The organism is Mesorhizobium sp. B2-3-10, assembly GCF_006442275.1.
GTDB lineage: Bacteria > Pseudomonadota > Alphaproteobacteria > Rhizobiales > Rhizobiaceae > Mesorhizobium > Mesorhizobium australicum.
In genome coordinates, this window is sequence record NZ_VFVT01000005.1 from 305,672 (window position 1) to 328,671 (window position 23,000).

22 protein-coding genes are annotated in these 23,000 nt (G+C 63.8%); 13 read left to right on the top strand and 9 right to left on the bottom strand.

Annotated features, from left to right (window positions below; translation table 11 throughout):
• Window positions 1-115 precede the first annotated feature (115 nt).
• From chrA to FJ943_RS16940, 3 genes are all read right to left on the bottom strand, one after another.
• Window positions 116-1,507: a chromate efflux transporter gene (chrA, locus tag FJ943_RS16930; protein WP_140723116.1), complete on the bottom strand. Its 1,392-nt coding sequence runs from the start codon at window positions 1,505-1,507 to the stop codon at window positions 116-118.
• Window positions 1,504-2,322, bottom strand: coding sequence for a chromate resistance protein ChrB domain-containing protein (locus FJ943_RS16935; protein WP_140723119.1), 819 nt, complete (start codon window positions 2,320-2,322; stop codon window positions 1,504-1,506). Before FJ943_RS16935 ends, chrA begins: the two co-directional genes overlap by 4 nt.
• A gap of 230 nt (window positions 2,323-2,552) precedes the next feature.
• On the bottom strand, window positions 2,553-4,358 hold the full coding sequence (locus FJ943_RS16940) for an IlvD/Edd family dehydratase (RefSeq protein WP_140723122.1): 1,806 nt from the start codon (window positions 4,356-4,358) through the stop codon (window positions 2,553-2,555).
• 151 nt (window positions 4,359-4,509) lie between these two features.
• Here FJ943_RS16940 and FJ943_RS16945 point away from each other — a divergent pair, with 151 nt between their 5' ends.
• Window positions 4,510-4,959 (top strand): carbon monoxide dehydrogenase subunit G, encoded by a 450-nt coding sequence (locus FJ943_RS16945; protein ID WP_015314114.1) that lies wholly within the window; start codon window positions 4,510-4,512, stop codon window positions 4,957-4,959.
• Window positions 4,960-4,977: 18 nt separating this feature from the next.
• Here the strand turns inward: FJ943_RS16945 and FJ943_RS16950 are convergent, their stop codons facing one another.
• The gene (locus FJ943_RS16950) at window positions 4,978-6,156 is read right to left on the bottom strand and encodes an Mrp/NBP35 family ATP-binding protein (protein ID WP_140723125.1); all 1,179 of its coding nucleotides are present in this window, start codon (window positions 6,154-6,156) and stop codon (window positions 4,978-4,980) included.
• A gap of 146 nt (window positions 6,157-6,302) precedes the next feature.
• On the opposite strand from FJ943_RS16950, the gene FJ943_RS16955 reads away from it, so the two are divergent.
• From FJ943_RS16955 to FJ943_RS17005, 11 genes are all read left to right on the top strand, one after another.
• Window positions 6,303-6,680, top strand: a complete 378-nt coding sequence (locus tag FJ943_RS16955; protein ID WP_140614858.1) for a VOC family protein — start codon at window positions 6,303-6,305, stop codon at window positions 6,678-6,680.
• A gap of 145 nt (window positions 6,681-6,825) precedes the next feature.
• The gene (locus tag FJ943_RS16960; protein ID WP_015314117.1) at window positions 6,826-7,725 is read left to right on the top strand and encodes a LysR family transcriptional regulator; all 900 of its coding nucleotides are present in this window, start codon (window positions 6,826-6,828) and stop codon (window positions 7,723-7,725) included.
• 134 nt (window positions 7,726-7,859) lie between these two features.
• The gene (locus FJ943_RS16965; RefSeq protein WP_023783362.1) at window positions 7,860-8,339 is read left to right on the top strand and encodes a formate dehydrogenase subunit gamma; all 480 of its coding nucleotides are present in this window, start codon (window positions 7,860-7,862) and stop codon (window positions 8,337-8,339) included.
• Entirely contained in the window at window positions 8,336-9,892 is a 1,557-nt protein-coding gene (locus FJ943_RS16970; protein WP_140614860.1) for an NADH-quinone oxidoreductase subunit NuoF, read from the top strand. Before FJ943_RS16965 ends, FJ943_RS16970 begins: the two co-directional genes overlap by 4 nt.
• Before the next feature lie 10 nt (window positions 9,893-9,902).
• Entirely contained in the window at window positions 9,903-12,815 is a 2,913-nt protein-coding gene (fdhF, locus tag FJ943_RS16975) for a formate dehydrogenase subunit alpha (RefSeq protein ID WP_140614861.1), read from the top strand.
• 2 nt (window positions 12,816-12,817) lie between these two features.
• Entirely contained in the window at window positions 12,818-13,648 is an 831-nt protein-coding gene (fdhD, locus tag FJ943_RS16980; protein ID WP_140723128.1) for a formate dehydrogenase accessory sulfurtransferase FdhD, read from the top strand.
• Entirely contained in the window at window positions 13,638-13,949 is a 312-nt protein-coding gene (locus FJ943_RS16985) for a formate dehydrogenase subunit delta (RefSeq protein WP_015314122.1), read from the top strand. The genes fdhD and FJ943_RS16985 overlap by 11 nt, the downstream gene beginning before the upstream one ends.
• 110 nt (window positions 13,950-14,059) lie before the next feature.
• Window positions 14,060-15,613: an alpha/beta fold hydrolase gene (locus FJ943_RS16990; protein ID WP_140723131.1), complete on the top strand. Its 1,554-nt coding sequence runs from the start codon at window positions 14,060-14,062 to the stop codon at window positions 15,611-15,613.
• Between the two features lie 109 nt (window positions 15,614-15,722).
• The gene (locus FJ943_RS16995) at window positions 15,723-16,202 is read left to right on the top strand and encodes a carboxymuconolactone decarboxylase family protein (protein ID WP_015314124.1); all 480 of its coding nucleotides are present in this window, start codon (window positions 15,723-15,725) and stop codon (window positions 16,200-16,202) included.
• A gap of 82 nt (window positions 16,203-16,284) precedes the next feature.
• Entirely contained in the window at window positions 16,285-16,647 is a 363-nt protein-coding gene (locus tag FJ943_RS17000; RefSeq protein WP_015314125.1) for a nuclear transport factor 2 family protein, read from the top strand.
• Between the two features lie 43 nt (window positions 16,648-16,690).
• The gene (locus FJ943_RS17005; RefSeq protein WP_015314126.1) at window positions 16,691-17,005 is read left to right on the top strand and encodes a hypothetical protein; all 315 of its coding nucleotides are present in this window, start codon (window positions 16,691-16,693) and stop codon (window positions 17,003-17,005) included.
• Between the two features lie 179 nt (window positions 17,006-17,184).
• On the opposite strand, the gene FJ943_RS17010 is transcribed toward FJ943_RS17005, so the two are convergent.
• The 5 genes from FJ943_RS17010 to FJ943_RS17030 form a co-directional block, all read right to left on the bottom strand.
• Window positions 17,185-18,612 (bottom strand): gamma-aminobutyraldehyde dehydrogenase, encoded by a 1,428-nt coding sequence (locus tag FJ943_RS17010; RefSeq protein ID WP_140723134.1) that lies wholly within the window; start codon window positions 18,610-18,612, stop codon window positions 17,185-17,187.
• Between the two features lie 74 nt (window positions 18,613-18,686).
• A complete protein-coding gene (locus FJ943_RS17015) occupies window positions 18,687-19,502 on the bottom strand; it encodes an ABC transporter permease (protein WP_140723137.1) in 816 nt (271 codons plus the stop codon).
• Window positions 19,492-20,442 (bottom strand): ABC transporter permease, encoded by a 951-nt coding sequence (locus FJ943_RS17020; RefSeq protein WP_181171021.1) that lies wholly within the window; start codon window positions 20,440-20,442, stop codon window positions 19,492-19,494. Before FJ943_RS17020 ends, FJ943_RS17015 begins: the two co-directional genes overlap by 11 nt.
• A 14-nt stretch (window positions 20,443-20,456) precedes the next feature.
• Window positions 20,457-21,455 (bottom strand): ABC transporter ATP-binding protein, encoded by a 999-nt coding sequence (locus FJ943_RS17025; protein ID WP_140723143.1) that lies wholly within the window; start codon window positions 21,453-21,455, stop codon window positions 20,457-20,459.
• Between the two features lie 191 nt (window positions 21,456-21,646).
• Window positions 21,647-22,801 carry an ABC transporter substrate-binding protein gene (locus FJ943_RS17030; RefSeq protein ID WP_015314131.1) on the bottom strand — a complete coding sequence of 385 codons (1,155 nt, stop codon included), beginning with the start codon at window positions 22,799-22,801 and terminating at the stop codon, window positions 21,647-21,649.
• Here FJ943_RS17030 and FJ943_RS17035 point away from each other — a divergent pair.
• Window positions 22,796-22,984 carry a hypothetical protein gene (locus FJ943_RS17035; RefSeq protein WP_140723146.1) on the top strand — a complete coding sequence of 63 codons (189 nt, stop codon included), beginning with the start codon at window positions 22,796-22,798 and terminating at the stop codon, window positions 22,982-22,984. The genes FJ943_RS17030 and FJ943_RS17035 overlap by 6 nt on opposite strands.
• The last annotated feature ends 16 nt before the right edge of the window (window positions 22,985-23,000 follow it).

The window sequence follows — 23,000 nt, forward strand, 5'->3', positions numbered from 1 at the left end:
AAGGAGCCGGAAAATCTAAGCGCGTCGCGTCGAAACGGATTCATGCGACGCGCCTTAGATCTTGTTTCGATGCATGTCGTTTTCCCGAACCGAAGACACTTCCGGGCGACATCCACTAGCCGCCCGCGGCGAGCAGCAACACGCCGGCAAGAGCGCATCCCGCAAGCGTCGGCAGCACACCGGTTTTCCACTTCAGGATGGCGACCATGGCGGCGACCGAAAGCAGCGCGGCTCGCCAGTCGATCGACGAAAGCACCGGCACGTTCATGCCAAGGCCCGTCATGCGTACTTCGCGGAAGACGACGTGCAAGGCGAACCACAGAGCAAGGTTCATGACGACGCCGACCACGGCGGCGGTGATCGCGCCCAGTGCGGCCGACAGGGCCTTGTTGCCGCGCAGGGCCTCAATGTAGGGCGCGCCGAGGAATATCCAGAAGAAGCAGGGTGTGAACGTAACCCACAGCGTCAGCAGCGCTCCAAGCGATCCGCCAAGCAGTGCGTCCAGCGAGCCGGAGTGGCGAAACGCGGCGATGAAGCCGACGAATTGCAACACCAGGATGAGTGGACCCGGCGTGGTCTCGGCGAGGCCGAGGCCATCGACCATTTCACCAGGGGCGAGCCAGCCGAAGGACTGCACGGCTGCCTGCGCGACATAGGCAAGAACCGCGTAGGCGCCGCCGAAGGTGACCACCGCCATGAGGCTGAAGAAGCCGCCAATCTGCGTCCACACGCTGCTCGTCCCGGTGAGCGCCCACAGCAACAGAACCGGCCCGAGCCAAATCGGCAGCCAGATCGCGATGGTGCGCGGCGCATGCCATCGTGTCGGCCTGGTATGGGCCAGTTCGCCGCGTTCGAACATCAGGTCGACCGCGCCCCTGATATCGGGAGCGTCGTTCTTGCCGTGCGCCGCGCCGGAAAACAGGGCTGGCGCGACACGGTTTCCCACCCATCCCACCGATCCCGCAATCAGGACGATGAGCGGGAACGGGATGGCGAGCACATAGATGCCGAGAAAAGCGCAGAGCGCGATCGCCACCATCAACCGGTTCTTCAAGGCGCGGCGGCCGATGCGGATCACCGCCTCGACCACGACCGCGAGCACGGCGGCCTTGACCCCGAAGAACAGCGCCGCGACCAGCGGGACATCACCATAGAGCGCATAGAGAATGCTCAGGGTGAGCATGACCAGTGCGCCGGGCACCACGAACAGGACACCGGCGACAAGGCCGCCGATCGTCCTGTGCAGCAGCCAGCCGATATAGATGGCGAGTTGCTGGGCCTCGGGACCGGGCAGCAGCATGCAGTAGTTCAGCGCATGCAGGAAACGCTGTTCGCCGATCCAGCGCCGGTCCTCGACCAATTCCTTGTGCATGAGCGCGATCTGCCCCGCCGGCCCGCCGAAGCTCAGCAATCCGATCTTCGCCCAGAGTTTCGTGGCTTCGCGGAAGCTCGGGACCGCCGGCGCCTCGACGAGGTCGGCATCATTGCCCGAAATGAGGCTGCTCATGACGGCTTTGCCCCGCCCGGCCAGTTGTGCGTCTCGTCAGTGGCGTCGCGACACCAGCGGAAGAACGCGTCATAGAGTATCGTGCCGGCCTCCAGCTGCTCCAGATCGTCGCGGAACATGCGTGACAGGCCAAGCGAGGCGGCCAGAAATCCGGCTGCCTGAGGAACCAGATCCAGGCGTGCGGTGTCGGCCGCGCGCACGATCGTGGCAAGCCGATCGAGTGCCTGGGATTCCAGCCCGAACTCCTCGATCATCGTGTCGAAGGTGCAGCGCTCGCCGCGATGACTCCAGAACACATTGTCGATGTCGAAAGGCACGGCCTGAAAGCGGTCTGCGACAGCCGGAACTTCAGCGGGTTCGACGAAGAGAAACACCGCGTCGGGATCGATGAAGCGCCGGATCAGCCATGGGCAAGCGATGCGATCGACCTTGGGGCGAGCCCGCGTCACCCAGACGGTGCGGCCCTTTTCATCGCGGGAAGGTATCTTGTCGGCGCGGACCAGAAGCCCGCCGGCATCGCGCCAGGCTTCGAAGCCGCCTTCGAGGGATTCGGCGGCAATGCCTTCATGCCGCAGCCACGCGGCAACCCCTTGCGAAAGCTTTTGCCCCTTCTGGCAAACGACGGCCACTTGGCTGCCGGCAAGGTCGTTTGCCCAAGCCGAGACCGTTTTGAAATTGCGCCGGTGAGAGGCCGGCAGCAGGCGCGGGTCGGCGTCGTAGTCTTCATCGATACGGACATCGACGATCACAGGCGCGCCCGGCAGACCAATCAGACGGGATAGTTGCTGTACGGTGATAGCGGTTGTTGACGGCATGGCGTCCACCTCCTGAAGAAGCCTGGACGCGAACATTGGGCTGACGCCTCACGGGGTCGTCGCGATACACCCCTTGCGATGATGGTGGAATTGTTGGGCTGGCTTGTCAAGGACGGAGCGTTTCCCGGCCCGTGGCCGCGAGACCGGCGGCCTGATCGATCAGGCGCCGGTCGTCGTCATCCATCATCAATGACCAGCCAGGAATAATCGATGACTATTCCCGGGAATAATCAATGATTGTCGCGAGGCACTCCCATCGTGTGGGCCACATCCTGATATTTCACTGCCGGCTTCAGCACCATGCCGGCCGAGAACTGGTCGACCATGCCGCGCTGGATCTCCTGCCAGGGCGTCTGGTGCTGGGGATAGTGATAGCCGCCATCCTTCTGCAGCTCGGCGCGCCGCCGTGTGATCTCGTCATCGCTGACGAGGATGTTCGCCGTGCCCTTCCGCAGGTCGATGCGGACGCGGTCGCCGGACTTGAGCAGCGCCAGGCCACCGCCGACCGCGGCTTCCGGCGAGGCGTTCAGGATCGACGGTGAGCCCGACGTGCCGGATTGGCGGCCGTCGCCGATGCAGGCCAGCGCGTGGATACCCTTCTTGATGAGGTAGGCCGGCGGCTGCATGTTGACGACCTCGGCGCCGCCGGGATAGCCGACGGGACCGGCGCCGCGCATGAACAGGATGGTATGCTCGTCGATGCCTTGCGCCGGATCGTCAATGCGGGCGTGGTAATCCTCGGGGCCGTCGAACACCATGGCGTTGCCCTCGAAGGCTTCCGGGTCGTCCGGGTTCGACAGATAGCGCTCGCGGAATTCCGGCGAAATGCCGCTCATCTTCATGATCGCCGAATCGAATAGGTTGCCCTTGAAGTTGATAAAGCCGGCATTGGCCTTCAGCGGCTCGGCCACCGTGCGGATGACGTCGGTATTCTCGTTGGCGACGCCCTCGCAATTGGCGCCGATCGACTTGCCATTGACGGTCAAGGCATCGGGATGCGGCAGCATTCCGGCCTTCATCAGTTCGGCGACCACGGCAGGCACGCCACCGGCGTGGTGATAGTCTTCGCCCAGATATTCACCTGACGGCTGCAGATTGACGATGAGCGGCACTTTGAGGCCGATGGTCTGCCAGTCGTCATTGTCGAGCGGCACGCCGAGATGGCGGGCGATGGCGTTGAGATGGATCGGCGCGTTGGTCGAGCCGCCGATCGCCGAATTGACGACGATGGCGTTTTCGAAAGCCGCGCGGGTCATGATATCGGACGGTTTCAGGTCTTCGTGCACCATGTCGACGATGCGCTTGCCGGTTTCGTAGGCGATCTGGCCGCGCTCGCGGTAGGGCGCCGGAATGGCGGCCGAACCGGGCAGTTGCATGCCGAGCGCCTCGGCCAGCGAATTCATCGTGGTGGCCGTGCCCATCGTGTTGCAGTAGCCGGTGGACGGCGCCGAGGACGCGACGATGTCCATGAACTCGTCATAGCCGATCTCGCCGGCCGACAGGCGCTGACGCGATTCCCAGACGATGGTGCCCGAGCCGGTGCGCTTGCCCTTATGCCAGCCATTGAGCATCGGGCCGACCGACAGCGCGATGGCCGGGATGTTGACGGTCGCCGCCGCCATCAGCAAGGCAGGCGTGGTCTTGTCGCAGCCGATGGTGAGCACGACGCCGTCGAGCGGATAGCCGTAGAGCACCTCGACAAGGCTGAGATAGGCGAGGTTGCGGTCAAGGGCGGCGGTCGGCCGCTTGCCGGTCTCCTGGATCGGGTGACAGGGGAATTCGAAAGGAATGCCGCCCATCGAGACGATGCCTTCGCGCACGCGCTTGGCAAGTTCGATATGGTGCCGGTTGCAAGGCGAAAGGTCAGAGCCCGTCTGCGCGATGCCGATCAGCGGTTTGCCCGACATCAGCTCGGCGCGAGTCAGCCCGTAATTCAGGTAGCGCTCGAGATAAAGCGCCGTCATTCCCGGATTGTCGGGATTGTCGAACCACTCCTGCGAGCGGAACTTTTTCTTTTTCGTGGGGGCGCCGGCCATCATGGTCTCCGTATTTGTATGACAAATCGATATGACAACGCGCGGATGCAGGCAAGGGGCACGCGTGATCTGAATCCGGACTTTGGTGCGATAGACAGCTATCGAGCCGCACGCTACGACCAATCCGACATAGGCGATGCGGGAGGTTTAGATGGCTTTGGTGATCGAGGGCGAGGAACGTATCGCCGCACCCGTGCAGAAAGTGTGGGAAGCGCTGAACGACCCAACCGTCCTGAGGGGCGCCATTCCAGGCTGCCAGAGCCTGGAAATGAAATCGGCGACCGAGATGGCGGCAACGGTGGTGCTGAAGATCGGGCCGATCAAGGCCACCTTCAACGGCGAAGTGACGCTCAGGAATCTCAAGCCGCCGCATGCCTACACCATCCAGGGCGAAGGCAAGGGCGGCATCGCCGGCTTCGCCAAGGGCGGCGCCGACGTCACGCTCACCGCCGACGGGCCGGACGCGACGGTCCTCAAATATGCGGCCAAGGCAGAAGTCGGCGGCAAGATCGCGCAACTCGGCAGCCGGCTGATCGAATCGACGTCGAAGAAACTGGCCGGACAGTTCTTTTCGGCTTTCGGCGAGAAAGTGGGCGGCTGACGCACTCCCCGTGAGGGTTCACTCAAAGACGATACTCGGCACTGCCGCTTCGGCCGCGCCGCGTTCCTCGTTGACCCTGTCCCAGACCTTGGAGGCGATATCGCGGTAGATTCTCGCCTCGGCGCCATCCGGCTTCGAGACGACCACCGGCGTGCCGGCGTCAGAGCTCTCGCGGATCCCCATTTCAAGCGGCACCTCGCCGAGGAAGGTGACGCCCAGCCTCTCCGCCTCGCGGCGCGCGCCGCCATGGCCGAAGATGTCGTATCGCTTGCCGGTATCCGGGGCGATGAAGTAGCTCATGTTCTCGACGATGCCGAGCAGCGGCACATCGACTTTCCTAAACATATTGAGGCCCTTGCGGGCGTCGATCAGTGCCAGGTCCTGCGGCGTCGAAACGATGACGGCACCCGCCAACGGCACCTGCTGGGCCATGGTCAGTTGCGCATCGCCCGTGCCGGGCGGCATATCGACGACGAGCACGTCGAGCCGCCCCCATTCAACCTCGCGCAGCATCTGCGTCAGCGCCGACATCACCATCGGCCCGCGCCAGATCATCGGCGTCTCCTCATCGACGAGGAAACCCATCGACATCACCTTGAGGCCGTAGTTCTCCATCGGTTTCAGGATCTTGCCGTCGACCGTCTGCGGCCGGCCATGGATGTTAAGCAGCCTGGGCATCGACGGGCCATAGATGTCGGCATCCAGCACACCGACCCGCAAGCCATTGGCGGCAAGGCCGAGCGCCAGGTTGACGGCCGTGGTCGACTTGCCGACGCCACCCTTGCCTGAAGCAACCGCTATGATCGCCTCGATGCCGGGCACGCCGCGCTTGCCCTGGCTCTGCGAAGCGGGAGCATGCGGAGCCGCCCGTGGCGCCGCAGCGACCGGAGCCGTCGGCGCCGGCCTGGGTGCGGGACGCGATGGAACCGACGCCTCCATGCCGCCGCCTTTCTTTTCAGCCGTCAGCGCGACGACCGCACCGGCGACGCCGGGAATGGCCTTCACCACCCGCTCGGCGGCGGCGCGCAACGGCTCCATCTCCTGGGCGCGCGCGGCGGGAACGGTGATCGAGAAGAACACTTTCGAATCGGCGATGAAAATCTCCGAAACCATGCCGAGGTCGACGATGTTGCCGGTAAAGTCCGGCCCGTTCACCGTCTTCAGGCGCTCGGTGACGATTTCCTTGGTGATGGACATGGCTGTTGTTCCCTGGCGTTCGGCTGCAGCTCACATAGTGCAGATCGCGGACCGCTCCAAGCGCCAGGCATGATGGCGGTCGTCAAGCGGCCTGGGCGACCTATTTCCATGAGCAGAGGGAATGACAACCAGGGAAGGAGACGATCATGCTTGCAAACAGCAACGCATCAGCAAACCTCGCCGTGAAGGATCTGGCAAAGGCCAAGGCCTTCTATGAGAGAACACTCGGCCTGGAACAGGTGCACGATGAGGGCGGCGAATTGATCGTCTACAAAAGCGGCGATACCACGATCAATGTCTATCGTTCCGAATTCGCAGGGACCAACAAGGCGACGGCGGTAACCTGGAGGGTCGGCGACGCCATCGCCGATGTCGTCGACGCCCTCAAGTCGAAGGGTGTCGCCTTCGAGCATTACGAGATGCCCGGCCTAACGATGGAGGGCGACCTGCATGTCGGCGGCGGCATGAAAGTCGCATGGTTCAAGGATCCGGACGGCAACATCCTCAATCTCGTGGATCGGTAGATCCGGCGATCGAGGCAGCGCGGCGCGATCGCTTTTTTATGCATGTCGTTGTCCCAAAACCGAAGTCACTTTCGGGCGACATGCATTGGAGGTTTGAGCGCGACACCATCTGGCGCGACGCCACCGCGCCGGATAGCTTCCGCCAATGATCGACAAGCTGGAATTCTTCATCGCGCTGGCCAAGGAAGAGCACTTCGGCCGGGCGGCCGAGGCGTGCGGGGTCACGCAGCCGACCCTGTCGGCCGGCATCAAGCAGCTCGAGGGCCAGCTCGGCGTCATGCTGGTCAATCGCGGGTCGCGGTTCCAGGGGCTGACCCCGGAGGGCAAGCAAGTGTTGGTCTGGGCGCGCCGCATCGTCGGCGACTCCAGGACCATGCGCGAGGAGATGCGCGCCGCCCGGTATGGCCTTTCCGGCCGCATCCGGATTGCAGCAATCCCGACGGCATTGGCGATGGTCGCGAGATTGACGACGCCCTTTCGAGACAAGCACCCAGGCGTCACCTTTTCGGTGCTGTCGCGGACCTCGATCGAAGTGCTGTCGCTGCTTGGCAATTTCGATGTCGATGCGGGCATCACCTATCTCGACAACGAACCGCTGGGACGGGTGACCAGCGTGCCCCTCTATGACGAGCGCTACCAATTGATCACCGCAATCGGCAATCCCTATTCCGACCGCGACAAAGTGACATGGTCCGAGATCAGCCAGTTGCCGCTGTGCCTTCTGACGCCGGACATGCAGAACCGCCGCATCATCGACCAGCACCTGGCGGAAGCCGGCGTGCAGGTGCGGCCGACGCTGGAATCGAATTCGATGATCGTGCTGTTCTCGCACATCCGGACCGGCAAATGGTCATCGATCATGCCACTCAACCTTGCGGAAACATTCGGTTTTTCCGAACCGATCCGGGCCATTCCGATCGTCGAGCCCGATGCCAGCCACACAGTCGGGCTGGTCGCCGCGCCGCGCGAGCCGCACACGCCGCTGGTGCAGGCGCTGCTGGACGAGGCGATGGCGCTGGCAGACGATTTCCGCGCCCACCGCTAGGCTAGACAATGCTGAGCGCAGCTCGTCGATAGAAGATTTCTATCGAGCAACGAAACAGCTTTATTGATTTCGCGGGTTTCCTCTGATTTTGTAAAGACTTAGCGATAAAAGCTATCGACCAGGGAGGGCGCTGCATGACGATGCAGCCTGCAAGTACCGAGATCGCATCGCGCACGGCGGCGATTATCCAGGAGTTGAAGGACCTCGAAGGTCCGCTGCTGCCGATCCTCCACGGCATCCAGGAAGAATTCGGCCACGTCCCGCAGGATGCCGTCCCCGTCATTGCCGACGGCCTGAACCTGTCCAGGGCCGAGGTGCATGGTGTCGTGACTTTCTATCATGATTTCCGCGCGCGCCCGGCCGGGCGGCACGTGCTCAAGCTCTGCCAGGCGGAAGCCTGCCAGTCGATGGGTTCGGACGCGGTCGCCGCCAAGGTCAAGCAGTTGCTCGGCATCGACTTCCATGAGACCACGCGTGACGGATCGGTTACGCTGGAACCGGTCTATTGCCTCGGGCTGTGCGCCTGCTCGCCATCTGCGATGCTGGATGGCGAGGTGATCGGTCGGTTGGATGACGACAAGATCGACGAGATCGTCGCCGAGGTGCGCTCATGACCCCCCGTATCTATATTCCCGGCGATTCCGGCGCACTGGCGCTGGGCGCGGAAAAGGTCGCGAAGGCCGTCGCCAAGGAACTCGCGGAGCGCGGCATCGAGGCCAAGATTGTGCGCAACGGCTCGCGCGGCGCCTATTTCCTCGAACCGATGGTCGAAGTGGCGACGGCCAATGGCCGTGTCGCCTACGGGCCGGTGAAACCGTCGGACGTGAAGAGCCTGTTCGACAGCGGTTTTCTCACCGGCGGCCATCACAAGCGCTGGCTCGGCGCACCGGACAAGATTCCGTTCCTGGCCAAACAAACTCGCTTGACGTTTGCACGTTGTGGCATCAACGACCCGCTGTCGCTCGATGCCTACAAATCGCTCGGCGGACTGAGCGGCCTGCGGAACGCGGTGGCCATGGCGCCCGCCGACGTCGTCAAGCAGGTCACCGACTCCGGCCTGCGCGGCCGCGGCGGCGCAGGCTTCCCGACCGGCATCAAATGGAAGACGGTGCTCGATACGACATCGGAGCGCAAATACATCGTCTGCAATGCCGACGAGGGCGACAGCGCCACCTTCGCCGATCGCATGATCATGGAGGGCGACCCCTTCGTGCTCATCGAAGGCATGACCATCGCCGGCATCGCCACCGGCGCGACCAAGGGTTTCGTCTATATCCGCTCGGAATATCCGCACGCGGTGGCTGTCATGAACAAGGCCGTCGAGATCGCCCGCAAGGCCGGTGTGCTCGGCGTCAATGTGCTGGGTTCGCCTAACGCCTTCGACATGGAAATCCGCGTCGGTGCCGGCGCCTATGTCTGCGGCGAGGAAACCTCGCTCTTGAACAGCCTGGAAGGCAAGCGCGGCGTGGTGCGCGCCAAGCCGCCGCTGCCCGCGATACAGGGTTTGTTCGGCAAGCCGACGGTGATCAACAACGTCATTTCGCTGGCTTCCGTACCCATCATCATGGACAAGGGCGCCGCCTTCTACAAGGATTTCGGCATGGGCCGCTCGCGCGGCACGATCCCGATCCAGATCGCCGGCAACGTCAAGCAAGGCGGCCTGTTCGAAACCGCTTTCGGCCTGACGCTGGGCGAGATCGTCGACGAGATCGGCGGCGGCACGTCCACCGGGCGCCCAGTGAAGGCGGTGCAGGTTGGCGGACCGCTCGGCGCCTACTTCCCGCGCGCACTGTTCGACACGCCGTTCGACTACGAGGAATTCGCCAAGCGCGATGGGCTGATCGGCCATGCCGGCATCACGGTTTTCGACGATACCGCCGACATGCTGAAGCAGGCACGCTTCGCCATGGAGTTCTGCGCCATCGAAAGCTGCGGCAAGTGCACTCCTTGCCGCATCGGCTCGACGCGGGGCGTGGAAACCATCGACAGGCTCGCCGCCGGAATCGAGCCGGAAAAGAACCTCGCTCTGGTTACCGACCTCTGCAACACGATGAAGTTCGGTTCGCTCTGCGCGCTGGGCGGCTTCACGCCCTACCCGGTGATGAGCTCGATCACCCATTTCCCCGAGGATTTCAAGCCCGCGCCAGCGCGCGTGGCTGCTGAATAGGAGCTGGCAGATGAACATCAAGGCCGACTTCCCAACGCTGATCGAAGAGATTGACTACGGAACTCCGGAGTCGAAGGCGCAAAAACAGGTCACGCTGACCGTCGATGGCCGCAGCATCAGCGTGCCTGAAGGCACGTCGATCATGCGTGCGGCGATGGAAGGCGGGGTGGAGATCCCCAAGCTCTGCGCCACCGACATGCTGGACTCCTTCGGTTCCTGCCGCGTCTGCCTCGTCGAAATCGACGGGCGCGGCGGTACGCCGGCTTCCTGCACGACGCCTGTCGGCGAAGGCATGGTGGTGCGCACGCAGTCGGACAGGCTCGACGCCATCCGCCGGGGCGTCATGGAACTCTACGTCTCCGACCATCCGACCGGCTGGCACGAGAAGGCCGGAACTGGCGCCAGCGAGTTCGATGTGGTGGCGAAGTCTGTCGGCCTGACCGAAAATCGCTACGGCGTTGAGGGCCGCAACCACGTCAAGGAAGAAAATGGCGTCGCGCCGGGCCATGGCTCGCTCGCGGTCGACTACATCGCCCGTGATGAGTCCAACCCCTATTTCACCTATGATCCGGCGCAGTGCATCGTCTGCTCGCGCTGCGTGCGCGCCTGCGAGGAGGTGCAAGGCACTTTCGCGCTGACCATCGAGGGCCGCGGCTTCGAATCGCGCATGGTCGCCGGCATGCACGAGGACTTCATTGCCTCCGAATGCGTGTCCTGCGGCGCCTGCGTGCAGGCCTGCCCGACCGATGCGCTGCGCGAGAAGACCGTGCTCGAAAAGGGCCTGCCGGAGCGCTCGGCCGTCACCACCTGCGCCTATTGCGGCGTCGGCTGCTCGTTCAAGGCCGAAGTGAAGGGCGACGAGGTCATCCGCATGATGCCCTACAAGGAGGGCATGGCCAACCACGGCCATTCCTGCGTGAAGGGCCGCTTCGCTTACGGTTATGCCACCCACAAGGACCGCATCCTGTCGCCGATGATCCGCGAAAAGGTCAGTGATCCCTGGCGCGAAGTGAGCTGGGAAGAGGCGATCGCCCATACGGCCAAGGAATTCCGCCGCATCCAGTACCAGTACGGACGCACGGCGATCGGCGGCATCACCTCCTCGCGCTGCACGAATGAGGAGACCTATCTCGTCCAGAAGCTGGTTCGGCAGGGCTTCCGCAACAACAATGTCGACACCTGCGCACGCGTCTGCCATTCGCCGACCGGCTATGGGCTCGGCCAGACCTACGGCACCTCGGCCGGCACGCAGGACTTCGATTCCGTCGAATTCACCGACGTCGCCGTCATCATCGGCGCCAATCCGGCTTCCGCGCACCCGGTGTTCGCCTCGCGGCTGAAGAAGCGGCTGCGCCAGGGCGCCAAGCTGATCGTGCTCGATCCGCGCCGCACCGAAATGGTCAAGTCGGCCCACGTCGAAGCCGACTACCATTTGCCGCTGAAGCCCGGCACCAATGTCGCCGTGCTGACCTCGCTGGCGCACGTCATCGTCACCGAGGGCCTTTTCGACGAAGCCTTCATCCGCGAGCGCTGCGACTGGGCGGAATTCCAGGACTGGGCGTCCTTCGTCGCCCTGCCGGAAAACAGCCCCGAAATCGTCGGCAAGCTGTCCGGCGTCGATCCGGAGTTGATCCGCGGTGCCGCCCGTCTCTACGCCAAGGGCGGCAATGGCGCGATCTATTACGGCCTCGGCGTCACCGAGCACAGCCAGGGCTCGACCACGGTGATGGCGATCGCCAACCTCGCCATGGCCACCGGCAATATCGGCCGGCCTGGCGTCGGCGTGAACCCGCTGCGCGGCCAGAACAATGTGCAGGGCTCCTGCGACATGGGCTCGTTCCCGCATGAGCTGCCGGGCTACCGGCACATTTCGGGTGACGCGGTGCGCGACATCTACGAAAGCCTCTGGGGCGTGAAGCTCGACGACGAACCCGGCCTGCGCATTCCCAACATGCTGGATGCCGCCGTCGACGGCTCGTTCAAGGGCATCTACATCCAGGGCGAGGACATCCTGCAGTCCGATCCCGACACCAAGCATGTCGCCGCCGGCTTGGCCGCGATGGAATGCGTGGTGGTGCACGACCTCTTCCTCAACGAGACGGCGAACTACGCGCATGTCTTCCTGCCGGGCTCGACCTTCCTCGAGAAGGACGGCACCTTCACCAATGCCGAACGCCGCATCAATATGGTGCGCAAGGTGCTGGAACCGAAGGCGCGCTACGCCGATTGGGAGGCGACGCAGGAACTCGCCCGTGCGATCGGCCTCGACTGGAACTATACCCATCCGTCCGAAATCATGGACGAGATCGCCAAGACGACGCCAAGCTTCGCCAACGTCTCCTTCGACCTGCTCGACCGGGTCGGCTCCGTGCAATGGCCCTGCAACGACAAGGCGCCGCTTGGCACGCCGATCATGCATGTCGACGGCTTCGTGCGCGGCAAGGGCAAGTTCATCCGCACCGAATATGTGGCGACGGACGAAAGAACCGGACCGCGCTTCCCGCTGCTGCTGACCACCGGCCGTATACTGTCGCAGTACAATGTCGGCGCGCAGACGCGGCGCACCGAAAATGTCATGTGGCACTCCGAGGACAGGCTGGAAATCCATCCGCACGACGCAGAAAACCGCGGCTTGCGCGATGGCGACTGGGTCCGGCTGACCAGCCGTTCGGGCGAGACGACGCTGCGCGCGCTGATCACCGACCGGGTATCGCCGGGCGTGGTCTACACCACCTTCCACCATCCCGACACGCAGGCCAACGTCATCACCACCGACTTCTCCGACTGGGCGACCAACTGTCCCGAATACAAGGTGACCGCGGTGCAGGTCGGCGCTTCCAACGGCCCGTCGGAATGGCAACGCGACTATGACGAGCAGGCCAAGCAGAGCCGTCGCATCGCACCGCTGCAGGCGGCGGAGTAGTCTTGGCCGCGCGCCGCAAAGCGACGACGCAGATATCGCGACTGGCGCACCGCGCCAGCGGCACGGCTGCGGCCAACCGCATGGTGCCGGAAGAGACGCCGGTGGCGTTCTCCTTCGCCGGCACCACGCATGCGGTGATGATGGCGAGCCCCGCCGATTTCGAGGACTTCGCGCTCGGCTTCTCGCTCACCGAAGGCATCATCGCTGCGCCTGATGAGATCGAAGCCATCGAGGTCGAGGATCATGGCGCCGGCATCGACATCCAGATCCGGCTGAAGGACCAGGCCAATACGCGCTTCGAGGCGCGGCGGCGGCGGCTTGCCGGACCGGTGGGCTGCGGGCTGTGCGGCATCGAATCGATCGAGGAAGCGATGCGCTCGGTCGATCCGGTGGGTGCGTCGAAACTTACGCTTGAGGCCGACGATATCACCCGCTCGGTCAAGCTGCTGTCGAAGGTGCAGCCGCTGCATACCGAGACAGGCGCCGTGCATGCAGCCGGCTTCTACGTCCATGGCAAGGGCGTCGTCATGGCGCGCGAGGATGTCGGCCGCCACAATGCGCTGGACAAGCTGGCCGGCGCGCTGGCCAAGGCCAATATCGATGGCGCATCGGGCGCCGTCGTGGTGACCAGCCGTGTTTCGGTCGAGATGGTGCAGAAGACGGCGGCGATCGGTTCAGCCTTCATCATCGCCGTCTCGGCGCCGACGGCCCTTGCCATCCGCACCGCGGAAGAGGCCGGCATGACGCTGGTGGCGCTGGTGCGTGGCGACGATTTCGATGTTTTTACCCACCCCGACCGGGTGATTTCGGGAGTTGCCCAGCATGTCGCATGACGAAGAGCACATCATGAGCACGGGGGAAAAGCTGGTGCGCATGGCCAACCAGATCGCCGCCTTTTTCCACTCCAGGCCACGCGAGGAAGGCGTTGCCGGCGTCGCCGAGCATATCAACAAGTTCTGGGAGCCGAGAATGCGGCGCCAGTTCTTCGAGATGCTGGACAGCGGCGGTGAAGGCTTCGACGAACTGGTCGTGGTCGCTTCGGCCAGGATCAAACGGCCGATCACGCCGGCGGAGGCCGATCTCAAGCTCGGCCTCGCGGCCTCGCCTGGCGACGTCGCCGCGTCGCAAAAGTAACCGCGTCGGCCGCCGGCTACATTCATTTCCGCTAAAATATAAGCTGCCGCAACCGGCGCGGCTCTGCTATGGTTGGCGATCAGAAATCGTCAGGCCGGGCGGACACCCTCGTGAGGCCGATCGAGACCCGATACGCCCTTAGCGGCGAGGTGCGGATCGCCTATCAGGTGGTCGGCCAGGGGTCGTTCGACCTCGTCTTCGTCCCCGGCTTCATCTCCAACCTCGACCTGCACTGGGAAGACGAGGGCTATACCAGGCTCCTGAGGCGGCTTTCGGCCTTCTCACGGCTGATCCTGTTCGACAAGCGCGGCACGGGTCTTTCCGACCGCGTCGATGTCCATCACCTGCCCAGCCTCGAGACCCGCATGGATGATGTGCGCGCGGTGATGGATGCGGTCGGCAGCGGCCGCGCGTCGATCCTAGGCGCTTCGGAAGGCGCGCCGCTGGCGATGCTGTTCGCCGCCACCTATCCAGAGCGGACGCGGGCACTGGCGCTCTATGGCGGCTACGCGCATTTCCACAAATGGGTGATGCCGCCGGAGCGTCTGGAGGCCTTCATCGCGACGGCCGAGACGGCCTGGGGCACAGGCGCCACCTTGCCCAATTTCGCACCGGGCAGGGTCGACGATACCCGCTTTTCAACCTGGTGGGCGCGCTTCGAGCGGCTGTCGGCAAGCCCTACCGCGGCGGCGACGCTGGCGCGGATGAACGCGGGGATCGATGTGCGCGGCATCCTGGCGGCAATCGGCGCGCCGACGCTGCTGATCCATCGTCGCAACGATGTGCGGGTCGACCCCGACGCCAGCCGCTTTCTGGCCAGGAAAATCCCCAACGCGCGGCTGGTCGAAATCCCTGGACGCGACCACCCGATCTGGACCGGTGATGTCGACCGGGTCGCCGACCTGATCGAGGAGTTCCTGACCGGCGAGCGCGCCGTGGTGGAAGCCGAACGCGTTCTGGCTGCGCTTCTCGTGACTCGGATCTACGACACGGCCCGCCTCGGAGACCGGATGTGGGGCGAACGCAGCCAGCATTTCCATGAGACATGGCGGACCCTTGTGACGCGCCATGGCGGGCGCTGCGCGGACATGCACTCCGAGATGATGATTTCGCGCTTCGACGGCCCTGGGCGTGCCTTGCGTTGCGCGGCGGCGTTGCGGGACGCGGCGCAGCAAATCGGGGTGGCAAGCGCGCAAGGGGCGCATGTCGGCGAGATCGAGTCGCGCGGCCCTCCTGCAGGATTGACGGGCCGCGTGACGATACAACTCGCCGCTCACGCCGGGCGCGGCGAGATATTGGCGTCGAGGCTGGTCGCCGATCTGGCCGTCGGCTCGGGTCTTCATTTCGTCGATCGCGGGCGTGTGGGCATCGACGAGCTGGACGAGCCGCTGGCGTTTGTGCTTGCGATGTCCGAACAGCACCTGGAGCCGGCCTGCCGGCCCAAGACCAAAGCGGCCGAACCGGCTTGCCTGACCGCGCGCGAGAGCGAAGTCGTGAATTTGATCGCCGACGGCAAGAGCAATGCGGCAATCGCCGCCGAACTCAGGCTGAGCGAGCACACGGTCAAGCGCCACGTCGCCAACATACTGCTGAAGCTCGACCTGCCGTCGCGAGCGGCCGCGGCGGCATTTTCCGCCAGGCAGACTGGCCCGGACGGGCCATGAGAGCCATGGCGCTTTCGGGCGAAGCAGGCACACTGCCATAGGCGCTATCAATTCCCCCATGCAGGCCAAGGCGGATATCGCCGGAAAGGCGCTGCGGACGGAGGATGAAATGCCCAAGTCAAAACTGAATGTCAGGTCACTCGTGATCGCGGCGGGCATTGGCGCGCTGTTCACGATCACTCCGGCGAAAGCCGAGGATGCGTCGGCGGCGGCAGCCTACAAGGACATCGAGGCGACGCTCGGCTCGGTGCCGGATATGTTCAAGACACTGCCTGACGTCGCCATCGCCGGCGCCTGGGCCGAGATCAAGGGGGTCCAGCTCAATCCCAAGACCGCGCTCGACGGCAAGACCAAGGAGCTGATGGGGCTGGCGGTCGCGTCGCAGATCCCGTGCCAGTATTGCATCTATTTCCACACCGAGGCCGCCAAGCTCAACGGCGCATCGGACGAAGAGATCAAGGAGACGATCGCGATGGCCGCGATCGTGCGCCACTGGTCGACGATCCTCAACGGCAGCCAGGTCGATCTGGCCACCTTCAAGAAGCAGACCGACGGCGTGTTTGCGGCAGTTAAGGCCAAGTCACAGTGAAAGACACCGCCCGTCGGCGAGCGCCGGGCGACACCTCAAACGTCAAACGCCCGATCGTGAAGACGGGCATAGGGAGGATAAAATGCTGACCAAGACCCAAGCCGTGGATGGCGCGGCGATCAAGAAAGCGATCGAAGGCCGTGACGGCAAGATGCTGTCGAGCTTCTATGCCGATGATGCGCTGGTGCGGGTGATCGACCGCAACAACCCGCCGAGCAAGCCGCGCGAAATCCGCGGGCGCGCGGCGATCACGACGTTCTGGGACGACATCTGCAGCCGGGCGATGACCCACAAGGTCGACACCACCATCGCCCACGGCGACAGCCTGGCATTCACCCAGGCATGCGCCTACCCGGACGGCACCAAGGTGTTTTGCGCGGCGATGCTGGAGCTGAAGAACGGCCTGATCGCGCGCCAAACCGTCGTGCAGGCCTGGGACGAGTAGATCAACCCGCGGCCTGAGCCGCAAGTGATGGAGGAGAACCAACATGTTCAGCGCCAGATGGCAGATCGACGCCAAGTTCGGGCACAAGCAGACGGTGCTCGAGCTGATGCGGAAATGGGAACGCGAGATCGGCTCGCAGGTCGGCCTCACCGAGCTCAAATTCCAGATCATGACCGGATCGATCGGCGCCCGTGAAGCGACGGTCGAGTCGCATCACCAGGTCGAAAGCCTGGCCCAGTTGGAGGCGATGTTCGCCAAGATCGGCAAGATCGACGCGCACGCCAAATGGGGCAAGGAGATGGAGCCCTATGTCGTGTCGGGCACCAGCCTGTGGAACATCTATCGCATCGTGGAGTAGCGGATGGAGTTCTTCTCCCGTTCACGGGAGGAGATGCCGCAGGCAACTGAGGGGCAGCGCCGGCATCGCAGAAGCTTGCGCTGCCCCTGGTCCGGCGCCCGGCCCTTCGCTATGGCTCCGGGCGTTCGTCGCTTCGATCGACAAATCGTTGTCGATTGATCGCCAGCGGCGACCGCTCCTCACCCATGCGCAACCATCACATGGCGCACGGCGGTATAATCCTCCAGCGCATAGAGGGACATGTCCTTGCCGTAGCCGGATTGTTTCAGGCCGCCATGCGGCATCTCGTTGGTCAGCATGAAATGGGTGTTGATCCAGGTGCAGCCATATTGCAGCCGCGCGGCGGTCGCCATGGCGCGCGAAACATCCTTGGTCCACACGGATGACGCCAGGCCGTAATCGCTGTCGTTGGCCCAGGTCACCGCCTCGTCCACTTCCGTGAAGCGGGTTATTGAAACGACGGGGCCGAACACTTCGCGGCGCACGATCTCATCCTCCTGCAGCGCGCCGGCGACGACGGTCGGCTGGTAGTAGAAGCCGGTGCCCTCGCCCGGCTTGCCGCCGGTGGTGATCTCGATGTGCTTCAGCTCCGAAGCACGTTCCACGAAGCTCGAGACGCGGTCGCGCTGGCGCCGCGAGATCAGCGGCCCGATTTCGTTCTCGGCGTCGTCTGATAGATTGTATTTGATGGTCGAGACGGCGGTGGAGAGATCGGCGACAACCTTGTCGTAGATCTTCTTGCCGGCATAGATGCGGCAGGCGGCGGTGCAGTCCTGGCCGGCATTGTAGTAGCCGAAGGCGCGCAGGCCTTTGACGACGGCGCCAAGGTCGGCGTCGTCGAAAACGATGACCGGCGCTTTGCCGCCGAGTTCCAGATGCGTGCGCTTGACCGATTTGGCGGCGGCCTGCAGCACCTTCTTGCCGGTGGCGACGTCGCCGGTGATCGAGATCATGTTGACCTTGGGGTGATTGATCAGCGTGTTGCCGACGCTGTCGCCCCGGCCAAGCACGACATTGACGACGCCCTCGGGCAGGACATCGGCCAGGATCGTCGCCAGCTTCAGCGCCGTCAACGGCGTCTGCTCCGACGGCTTGAAAACCACCGTGTTGCCGCCAGCGATAGCCGGCGCCAGTTTCCAGGCCATCATCATCAGCGGATAGTTCCATGGCGCGATCGAGGCGACGATGCCGATCGGGTCGCGCCGGACCATCGAAGTGTGGCCGGGCAGGTATTCGCCCGCGACCACACCTGGCATAGAGCGCACCGCCCCGGCGAAGAAGCGGTAGCAGTCGACGATGGCCGGGATTTCGTCATTGAGCACCGCATTGATCGGCTTGCCGCAATTCAACGCCTCCAGCGTCGCGAACTCCTGCGCCTCGGTCTCGATGCGGTCGGCGATCTTCAGGAGGTAGCCGGAGCGCTGTGCCGGCGTGGTGCGCGACCACAAGGCGAACGCCTTTTCGGCGGCGCTCACCGCCGCCTCGATCTGTGCCTGGCTGGCCTCGGGCAGATTGAGGATGGTCGCCCCGGTCTTCGGGTTGAGGATCGGCTCCTCGGTCTCGGTGCCCTTCTCGAATTTCGAGCCGATCAGCATCTGGGTGTCCATGGTGTCTCCTTGGGGCAGAAACGAATGGGGTAATTAGTGACTAGTGAGTAGTGAGTAGTCACTACTCACTACTTTCATTTGCCCGAACCGGCGATCTGGTCGCCGTCGCGGGTCAAGTAATAGGCAACCAGGATCGGCAGCAGCGTCACCAGCACAACCACCATGGCCACGACATTGGTGACCGGGCGCTGGCGCGGGCGGATCAGTTCCTCCAGCATCCAGATCGGCACGGTCTGCTGCTGGCCGGCGGTGAAGGTGGTGACGATGACCTCATCGAACGAGAGGGCGAAGGCCAGCATGCCGCCTGCGAGCAGTGCGGTGGCGATGTTGGGCAGCACGACATGGCGAAAGGTCTGGAAGCCATCGGCGCCGAGATCCATCGAGGCCTCGATCATCGAACCGGAGGTGCGGCGGAAACGAGCGACCGCGTTGTTGTAGACGACGACCACGCAGAAAGTGGCGTGGCCGAGCACGATCGTCCAGAACGAGAACGGGATTTCGGCCAGCGAAAAGGCCGAGCGCAGCGCGATGCCGGTGATGATCCCGGGCAGCGCGATGGGCAGGATGACCAGCAGCGAGATGGTCTCGCGGCCGAAGAATTTCGTCCGCGAGACAGCTGCGGCGCAGAGCGTGCCGAGCAGCAGCGCGATCGCGGTCGAGATGGCGGCGACGCGCACCGACAGCGACAGCGCTTCCCAGACATCGGGCCGGTTCCAGGTGACGGCGAACCATTGCGTGGTCAGCCCGGGCGGCGGCCAGACGAAGCTCTTCTCCTCGGTGGTGAAGGCATAGACGAAGATCAGCAGGATCGGCAGATGCAGGAAGAGCAGGCCGCTGGCGGCGGCGATCTTCAGGCCGAGGGGAGCGGATTGACCACGGTCAGAGCGCATCGAAAGCCCCCATTCGCTTGGCGCCCCAGAGATAGAAGCCCATGATGACGATGGGCACCACGGTGAAGGCGGCGGCGAGCGGTATGTTGCCGGCGGTGCCTTGCTGCGAGTAGACGGCCTGGCCGATGAAGAGGCGCGAGGTGCCGATGATCTGCGGGATGATGTAGTCGCCCAATGTCAGCGAGAAGGTGAAGATCGAACCGGCGACGATGCCGGGCAGCGCCAGCGGGAACAAGACGTTGCGGAATGTCTGCCCCGGCGAAGCACCGAGATCGGACGAGGCCTCGACCAGATTGCCAGGCACCCGCTCGAGGGCTGCCTGAACGGGGAGGATCATGAACGGCAGCCAGACATAGACGAACACGATGAAAGTGCCGGTGAACGACACCGACAGCGAATTGCCGCCGACGACCGGCAGTGACAGCCAGGCGTCGAGCAGCCACAACAAATGCAGCTTGGCGAGCAGCCAGGTTAAAATACCTTCCTTGGCCAGGATCAGCTTCCAGGCATAGATCTTGACCAGGTAGCTCGACCACAGCGGCAGCATGACGCCGAGATAGAACAGCGCCTTCCAGCGGCCGCGCGCATAGCGCGCCGCATAGTAGGCGATCGGGAAAGCGACGATGGCGGAGGCAAGCGTGACCAATGCGGCCATCGTCACCGTGCGCAAGATGATGTCGAGATTGGCCGCCTGGAGCAGGTCGCCATAGGTCTTCAGCGTGAATTGGCGATTGATGAGGCCCGAGAATTCGTCGATCGAGAAAAAACTCTGGGCCAGCAGCGCGAACAGCGAGCCGATATAGACGATACCGAGCCACAGCACCGGCGGCAGGAGCATCAGCAGCAGCAGCAGTTGGGGGCGGCGCCAGAAAAGGTCGGAGAGCGCGCCGCGCATGCCGCCGCTGCCGGGCAAGATGGCGGACGCCGTGGCACGCGGCATGGTAGCGTCGAGGCTCATGCCGGCTCGTCCATCAGGTGCAGATGCTCGCGGTTGAAGGTGAGCATGACCGCCTCACCTTCCGCCGGCAGGGGCGTTCCCGCAGGCACCACGGCGTGCAGTTTCAACCCGTCGGCATCGAGCGCCAGCCTTGTCGTGGCGCCGAGATAGTTGGTCGAGACGAGGCGCGCGGCGACGCCTTCGCCGCTCGCCGCGCGGCCGACACGAATGGATTCAGGGCGCAGGCTGCCCCAGCGGTGCTGGCCGGAATAACGCTGGACGAAATCCGGCGGCAGCACGTTGGAGGAGCCGACGAAATCGGCGACGAAACGCGTGCTCGGCCGCTGATAAATATCCTCGGGCGTGCCGATCTGCATGATCCTGCCATCGTTGAAGACGGCGACGCGATCGGCCATCGACAGCGCCTCGCCCTGATCGTGAGTGACGAAGACGAAGGTGATGCCGAGCGCCTTCTGCAGCGATTTCAGCTCTTCCTGCATGTTTTCGCGCAGCTTGAGGTCGAGCGCGCCGAGCGGCTCGTCGAGCAGCAGCACCTTGGGCTGGTTGACCAGGGCACGGGCGAGCGCGACACGCTGGCGCTGACCCCCGGAAAGCTGGCCGGGCCGGCGCGCGCCATAGCCAGGCAGCCGCACCAGCGACAGCGCTTCTTCCGCCGCCTTGTGCCGCTCGGCCTTGCCGACACGCTTGACCATCAGCCCGTAGGCGACGTTGTCGAGCACGTTGAGATGCGGGAACAGCGCGTAGTCCTGGAACACGGTGTTGACGTTGCGGCGGTAGGGCGGCACGCCCTCGGCCCGCTCGCCGAAGATCGAGATCGAACCCGCCGTCGGCTGCTCGAAGCCGGCGATGAGACGCAGGCACGTGGTCTTGCCCGAACCGGACGGCCCGAGCATGGCGAAGAATTCGCCCGGCGCGATGTCGAGATCGACAGCGTCGACAGCGCGAACGCTGCCGAAATGGCGCGAGGCTTTTTGAAAGGAAACGGCTGATGTCATGGGGTGTCCTGATCTTTCAGGCTCATCAAATTTCAGGCGATCGCGCCGCCCCTCATTCGCCTGCCGGCACCTTCTCCCCGTATAGCGACGAGGAGAAGGGACAAGCTCCAACGCTGGCAACTGCCTCTCCCTGTTCTTCACGGGGAGAGGCAGGGGTGAGAGGCAGCGCCTACCTCTCTAGCGAAGCGAACTCACCGGCCGCCTATGACGCCGATGTAATCCGAGACCCAGCGATAATAGGGCACGCACTGGTCGTTCTGGGTGGCGCATTTGGAAACCGGCGTCTTCCAGAACTTGATCTTGTCGAAATTGTCGTAGCCGTTGGTCTTACAGCCTTCCTCGCCGAGCAGCTCGTTGCCCTTGCAGGCGGCCGGCACGACCGGCAGCGAGCCGAACCAGGCGGAGACATCGCCCTGCACCTTCGGCGCCAGCGAATGCTCGAGCCACATATAGGCGCAGTTCGGGTGAGCGGCGTCGGCTTCCATCATGGTGGTGTCGGCCCAGCCGGTGACGCCTTCTTCCGGCACGGTCGAGGCGACCGGCTTCTTGGCGGCGACCAGCGTGTTGACCTGGTACGGCCACGAGCCTGATGCAACGACGCCTTCGTTCTGGAAATCGTCGACCTGGATGGCGGCGTCGTGCCAGTAGCGGCCAACCAGCGTGCGCTGGACGCGCAGCAATTCGAGCGCCGCCTTGTACTGGTCCTCGTTCAATTCGTAGGGATCCTTGATGCCGAGTTCCGGCTTGTGGAACATCAAATAATTGGCGGCGTCCGCTATATGGATCGGTCCGTCATAGGCCTGGACGCGGCCTTTGTTGGACTTGCCATCCGGCAGCTTCATCTCCTCGAAGACGACGTTCCAGCTCTTCGGTGCTTCCTTGAAGACCTCGGTGTTGTACATCAGGATGTTGGGACCCCACTGATAGGGGACGCCGTAATGCACCTTGTCGACGGTGAACCAGGGCGCGTCCTTCAGCCGGTCGTCCACCGTCTTCCAACTCGGGATGAGATCGGTGTTGATCGGCTGCACGCGCTTGCCGGCGACGAGCCGCAGCGAGGCATCGCCCGAAGCTGTGACGAGGTCGAAGCCGCCCTCGTTCATCAGCGAGACCATTTCATCCGAGGTGTTGGCGGTCTTGACGTTGACCTTGCAACCGCTCTCCTTCTCGAAGGCGCTCACCCAGTCATAGCCCTTGTCGGTCTCGCCGCGCTCGATGTAGCCCGGCCAGGCGACGATGTTGACCTGACCTTCGCCCTTGCCGAGTTCCTTCACCTGGGCGATGGCCTGACCGGAGAAGGTCAGCGCGACCGTCAAGGCAGTGCACGACTTCAGGAATGAATGCATATCGATCTCCCATTTTGGCACGTGATCCTGAAACCGCTCCGGTTGTCGCCAGATCACGCGCGGACTGAAAAACTTGTCAGCTCGTCCGTTGGACTTGACGCCACTCTGATGGCAGCTTTGGTCCCTTCAATGGAAGGTGCTTTGAAAATTCCGGTTTCGCAAATTCATTTATCAGAAGGCTGATATCGGTTTTTCCGAT